The sequence below is a fragment of the Brevundimonas sp. genome, from assembly GCF_044239655.1.
In the GTDB taxonomy this organism is placed as follows: Bacteria; Pseudomonadota; Alphaproteobacteria; order Caulobacterales; family Caulobacteraceae; genus Brevundimonas.
In genome coordinates this window covers 1-5565 of sequence record NZ_JBIIAY010000240.1, presented here as the reverse complement: position 1 = coordinate 5565, position 5565 = coordinate 1, and the positions used below count along the sequence as shown (strand labels likewise).

The 5565-nt window shown below is 60.5% G+C and carries 5 protein-coding genes; 1 reads left to right on the top strand and 4 read right to left on the bottom strand.

Annotation, left to right across the window (positions count from 1 at the left end):
* Together ACILQR_RS17175 and ACILQR_RS17170 are read right to left on the bottom strand one after the other, a co-directional pair.
* A partial coding sequence (locus tag ACILQR_RS17175) for a DEAD/DEAH box helicase family protein (protein WP_395652580.1) occupies window positions 1-1486 on the bottom strand: 1486 nt, incomplete at its 3' end.
* 447 nt (window positions 1487-1933) lie between these two features.
* Window positions 1934-3091 carry a hypothetical protein gene (locus ACILQR_RS17170; RefSeq protein ID WP_395652579.1) on the bottom strand — a complete coding sequence of 386 codons (1158 nt, stop codon included), beginning with the start codon at window positions 3089-3091 and terminating at the stop codon, window positions 1934-1936.
* Between the two features lie 186 nt (window positions 3092-3277).
* Here ACILQR_RS17170 and ACILQR_RS17165 point away from each other — a divergent pair, with 186 nt between their 5' ends.
* Window positions 3278-4108: a DUF4190 domain-containing protein gene (locus ACILQR_RS17165; protein ID WP_395652578.1), complete on the top strand. Its 831-nt coding sequence runs from the start codon at window positions 3278-3280 to the stop codon at window positions 4106-4108.
* 41 nt (window positions 4109-4149) lie between these two features.
* Here ACILQR_RS17165 and ACILQR_RS17160 read toward each other — a convergent pair whose 3' ends face one another.
* Together ACILQR_RS17160 and ACILQR_RS17155 are read right to left on the bottom strand one after the other, a co-directional pair.
* Entirely contained in the window at window positions 4150-5289 is a 1140-nt protein-coding gene (locus ACILQR_RS17160; protein ID WP_395652577.1) for a restriction endonuclease subunit S, read from the bottom strand.
* On the bottom strand, window positions 5286-5565 hold a 280-nt coding region (locus ACILQR_RS17155; protein ID WP_395652576.1), incomplete at its 5' end, for a hypothetical protein. The genes ACILQR_RS17155 and ACILQR_RS17160, both read right to left, overlap by 4 nt.

Sequence of the window (5565 nt, the reverse complement as noted above, 5' to 3'; positions counted from 1 at the left end):
AGTCGAAGATGGCGCCGTACTTCTGGTACACCGAGCGGTGGGCCTCATCGACAACAATGAGGTCGAAGTAGCCAGGGCCGAATCGCCGCAGGTCGTCTGCCCCGGAGTCGATGAGTCCCATCATCGTCGGGTAAGTCGACAGGTAGACCCGGCCGTCGACATCCTTCTCTGTGACGAGGTTGACGGGAGCCGCGTCGGGCAACTGCGCCTTGAACGCGTTGGTGGCTTGGTTGACGAGCGCGACCCGGTCGGCAAGAAATAGGATGCGCTTCGCCCAATTCGCGCGGATCAGCAGATCGCTGAGTGCAATCACTGTGCGCGTCTTGCCGCTACCCGTAGCCATGACTAGCAGCGCGCGGCGCTCCTTGTTCTCGAAGGCCTCAGCCACCTTGCGCACTGCACGCTGCTGGTAGTGACGACCGGCAATTGACTCGCTGACAGTCAGCGACGCAAGAGTCTTGCGAGTCGTGCGACGCTGAATGAGCAGAGCGAGCTGGTCGCGAGTGTATAAGCCCTGCACCTGACGTGGCGGGTATTCGCTGTCGTCCCATATCCAGTGGTCATAGCCGTTGGAGTAGAAGATGACGGGCCGCTGCCCGAACTGGCGCTCGAGGGCGTCTGCATACAGCCGTGCCTGCTGCTGGCCGATGTTGGCTTCTTTGCGGGTTCTCTTCGCCTCGACAAGCCCGAGCGGCATGCCGTCTTCGCCCCAGAGCACGTAGTCGACGAAACCCTTGCCGCCCTCGGAGTTGTTCGGCATGCCGGTGACTGGGAACTCGATGTCGCGTGCGTCAGTGAGCGCCCAGCCCGCCTCCTTGAGAAGAAGGTCGATGAAGAGGCTGCGCGTCTCGTCTTCGCGGTAGTCGTGCGTGTCGACGAGTGTGGCGTTGGCCTGCTTTGCGAGTGCGACCTCGGCACGAAGCTGCGCAAGCTCAACTTCGAGGCTCGCGTTCTGCTGCCGAGCTTCTTCTAGATCTGAATCACGCGACGCGAGTTCGGCAGCCAGTTTCTGCACTTGCATCATGCTCTGGGCGGCCGCGCCCGACCGTGGTTGCGGCAGCAAGCTCACATCAAAGCTGACGCCTGCGATCGGGCGCTCCTCGGGCGTTCGCGCGTAGTGCGTCGCCACCCAGACCAGCACGTGGAAGAGCTCGCGCACCATTGAAACGCTGTCGGCCGGCCGAGGCACATCAGCCCTGTGCACGGCGTCGTTGCCCTGCTTGCGGATCAGACTCAGCTTGGCAACCAAACCCGGTCCAACCAGATTCTTGAAGGTCGGTTCGTAGGTGAGGGCGGCCAGATCGTTCTTGTACGGACGACGAAGCGCGGCGTCAACCTCGTAGAGCCAGTTGACGACTAACTCGATTGCCCGCCTCGAATAGAACAGCGAGGACCGCGGGTCGCCATTCGCATAGCCCTCGGCCTTGCGCGCCTCGACTGCAATCTCGGGCCAGCCAGCGCGCACGAAGTCGAAGTTGCTCGCCATGAGCTGCTCCCTTCGTCGCGCCGGTGTGCCGAAGCCCAGAGTATCGGCGAACACGAGTTTGTAACGCACCCGAAACGAGGGTCAGGCACCCACTGTTTGACGTCAGTCAATCGGTGACGATTGGTGGTTTGGGAAGCTCCCAGTCTCTGGCGAACTCGTCTGCAACCAAGGGCCAAACTACCCGCAATCCGTCTTCGACTGATGTCACCTGCTTTGCCAACGGTTGGTACACAACAAAATCATGCGGGATGATCCTGCCTGCGCTATCTCTGCGCTTGAGGGGATCCTCAAATCGCAATGCCACAGTGTCCCCGTGACGTCGGCATGCCTTCCGCTCATTCTCAAGCCCCACAAAGGCGGCTCCGTAGACGGCGAGCGGGTCGCTCAAGCCGGCTCTTCGTCGGAACTGGAAGCCCCACGTCCTGCCTCGAGTCGCCCAGATAATCTTCATTTGTCTCCGAGGTGAAGTACCTGTTGCTTCTCACCTGCATCCAAGCGCTTCGGGAACTCAAGCAGCGCCGCAGCGACGCTATTCTGCTTCGCAATCGCGCTGCGGTCAGCTTCGGTGAGGGTACCGCTCGCCCACTTGACGAGCTCCGGAACCGCGCGGCTCAGGACGGTGGCTACAGCTCCTAGCAGTTTGCTTCTGCTCGCGAGCAGCCTGGAGATAAAGGCGCCAACCAAGCCGAGAGCAAGCGCGACGGTCTCCACGTCACTAAGCAAATCAACGGCTACCTTGCGCGGCAGATTCATCGATTTTGCCCACTTCATGTGACGCTGGAAGGGGAGAACTGAAGCCAACGGCAAAATAAGGTCCAAGCCCACGCGCTCGTCAACATGTATCTTCGCTGGATCGAACTTCGCTGATGAGAGAAGCAAGAAGTCCTCTCCCACCGCTAGAGCATTACTGCCTTCGACCAGTTCGGCGATGACGTCGCGAAGCTTGATTATGTCGCTGCCTGCCTTCTCCAAGAGAAGTTCCCTAAAGTCTTCAACCGTTGTTTCCGGGAGTAAGTCTGACTTGGATAGAGCCATTACCCAGATACGCGGGAACTTGACTAGCGGCTTGCCGTCCGTCAGGAGATCATCCTTGAGCAACTGCAGCTGCTGGCAATAATTAGTGAACAACGACTTCAGATAGGACCCCTCGGATCCCGCGTGCTCTAGAAGTTTCTGGCCGTCCACTACAAGCAGAGCAACGTCGGATCCCAGCAGCTTCTGGAATGTCTCCAGGCGGTGTTGCGCCTCCGTGGGACCGCTGACGTCCTGCTCGAACCATTCACCCGGGTAGTCGTGCCACACGAGCCGGAGCGCTTTGAAGGGCGCAGCGGCGTTAGAAGGCTCTTTCAACTTGACGAGGAAGGAGTAAGACTTGCCCTCGAAACGGTTTGGGGGCGGCAACGTTGCGGATTTTTTCATGCCCAAATAGTTCTGGGAAAGTTGAACACTCTGAGCAGGGTTCTCCGCGACGACCGCGAAACCGTCTCGCTTGATGTTCTCGTTCTCCTGCGCGGCTCCGTAGAACGACGAGAGCAGTACGGTCTTGCCGCTTCCGCTCTCTCCGAAGACCGCAATGTGCTGCTCTAAAGCTCGGGTTGTAGGCATGTGAGAAAACCTACGGCAGCCCGCCTGTTCTGTGTGCAGCTCCCCACCCCTAAAACGGGGCAATTCTCACGAATGTCAGAGGTCGCTGCTCAACTACTCGACTTGCCTCTTTCGAGTGCGAGTCACGCGGGCCACCGGCTCACGTGCTCACCCGTTCGCTTCAGCGAACACAGCACAAGGAGCATCATGTCTGACAGCAACACCACTACCCCGCTCGCCCCGGAGGGCAGCCACGCGAACCCGGGCACGCCGCCGGCCGCTACGAAGAGCGCGCTCACCCTGTGGGCGCTCATTGTTGCGATCGTCGCGATAGTCAGCGCGATCATCCCAGGGCTGAGCTTCATCGCCTGGGTGCCTGCGCTCGTGGCGACGATCCTCGGCATCGTGGGACTCGCCACCAAGCGCCCCGGTCGCGGCAAGGCGATCACTGCGATCATTCTCGGGCCAATCGCGCTTCTCGTGGCGATCATCGTGTCGATTGGCACGATTGCCGCGGGAATCTCCGATGCGCTTCCGTCCACGGACTCGACGTCCGCCGGAGATGCACCTGCTGACGCTGAGCCAGACGCAGCAGCTGTAGGCACTCGCGCTAACCCGGCGCCCGCCGGCAGCACCGTCATCGTGAGCGACAACTCCGGAGAGATCTACGAGATCGCGTTCGGTGCGGCCACGCTCGATGCCAACAGCATCATTGCGGCCGAGAACATGTTCAACCAGCCCGCGGATGCTGGATCGCAGTACATCCTCGTGCCGATCACGTTCACGTACGTCGGCGAAGAGACCGGCACGCCGTGGATCGACCTGCAGTTCGCCTTCGTCTCGGCGGCGGGAACCACGCACGACGGCACCTCGTCGATCGCGGTCGCGCCCCAGCCGATCACGGACATCAACGAGCTTTACCCGGATGCGTCCGCATCCGGAAACCTCGTGTTGATGGTGCCGACGGCCGACATCGAGAAGGGACTGCTGACCGTCTCGCCGCTCTTCGGTGACAAGTACTTCGTCGCGCTCGTCTAGGTGAGTGGAGGGTGGCGCTGCGGGTTGGCGTCACCCTCCATTTAGAGCTCGCCGTTGAACGCGCGGTGCTGAAGGCAGGCAAAGAGTTCGTCGAGAAGCCTGCCTCTCGCCGAGAGCGCCACCTCAGCCAGTTCTGCTTTCTCGCTAGCGTGAGCGAAGCCCTGAAGGTCCTCGGGACTTGGGAGCGAGATCGAGAAGTCGAGCACCTTCGCCTGCGAGATATTTCGCACTCCGCTGGCTCCACTCGAGACATTGCGGACGTGGGCGCGGAACTCTGGTCGCTTGAATAGTGCGTGAAGGAAGCGAAGATTGAGAGGGCTAGTCGGACTTAGCCGTGCCCGCCATAGCTTGTCTGGCAAGTAGAGATCGTTTGGGTCATCATCTACAAAGGCCGATACGCCGATCAGGTCAACACTCCCGCTTGCCCGAGTAATGAGCAATTCGCCCTTGGACACTCTGTGCGCCGGTGGAGGCCTATAGCCCTCGGGAAGCGGTTTACTTTCGATCGGATCGAAACGAGCACCGGAAACTGCACTTACTTTTAGAACACGACCGCCGCCCGGCTTTTCGAGGGTCCCCGTGACACTTTTTCCGCTCTCAAAGGTCAGCCCGAGCTGACGAAGCGTCCACTTGATGCTGGAGGCAGCTGGAGTTGGATAGAGCGAAGATTGCGCCTCGACTACCAGGGACAGAGCGGACAGACTGTCTGCGCGCAGTGATTCGACCTGGTCGAGGATGGATGCGATTCGGCGTTGTTCGGGGAGGGGTGGGAGAGGCACCTGCATCTCAGCGATGTCCTGCCTGTTTACCTGCGGAAAGGTTGCCCCCTTCCCTTTCGCTGCAAGTGCGGGCCCTGACCACGTTAGCCAGTGCCATAGGTAGCGTTGATAGAGCCGCTCGTTCGCACGCAGGCCTGCGACTCCGCGACCCAGGCAATACTCCCTATCTGAAAGAACCTTGGCGCCTATCGAAGCTCGGATCCCGAGCACGATATCGCCTTCGCGGCTCAGTTTCGTAGGAGCCGTCGTAGACTTCTTCGCGGCCGCCATACCTTTCCGAAAGTCGCCAGCTCCAGCGATGAGGGGTGTCCCGAGACCTTGATCGTTATAGGAGCCCCCGTCGGGCGCTTGCCCCATAGTTACCGCGCACACTTCGCCAAGCGGAACAAGCGGCCAACTCATTCGGGCGAACCTTCAAGAGCACGGGCTAGAGCAGACGTGGCTTCCGCAATCTCCCGCTCAAGCGCCTCAAGCTCAGCAAGAATGTCCGCCGACGCACGATGATGCACCTCCGTTTGCTCGACCTCTTTGTACCGGCTGAGTGAGAGGTCATAGCCCTGGGCTGCGATTTCGGCCTTGGGCACCAAGAAGGATTGGGCGGTTCTTGGGCGGAGTTCTTCGGTCCAGGTCTCGATAGGGCCTCTTTGCGGCCGACTCGACCAGCGGGTGAGTGCGTCG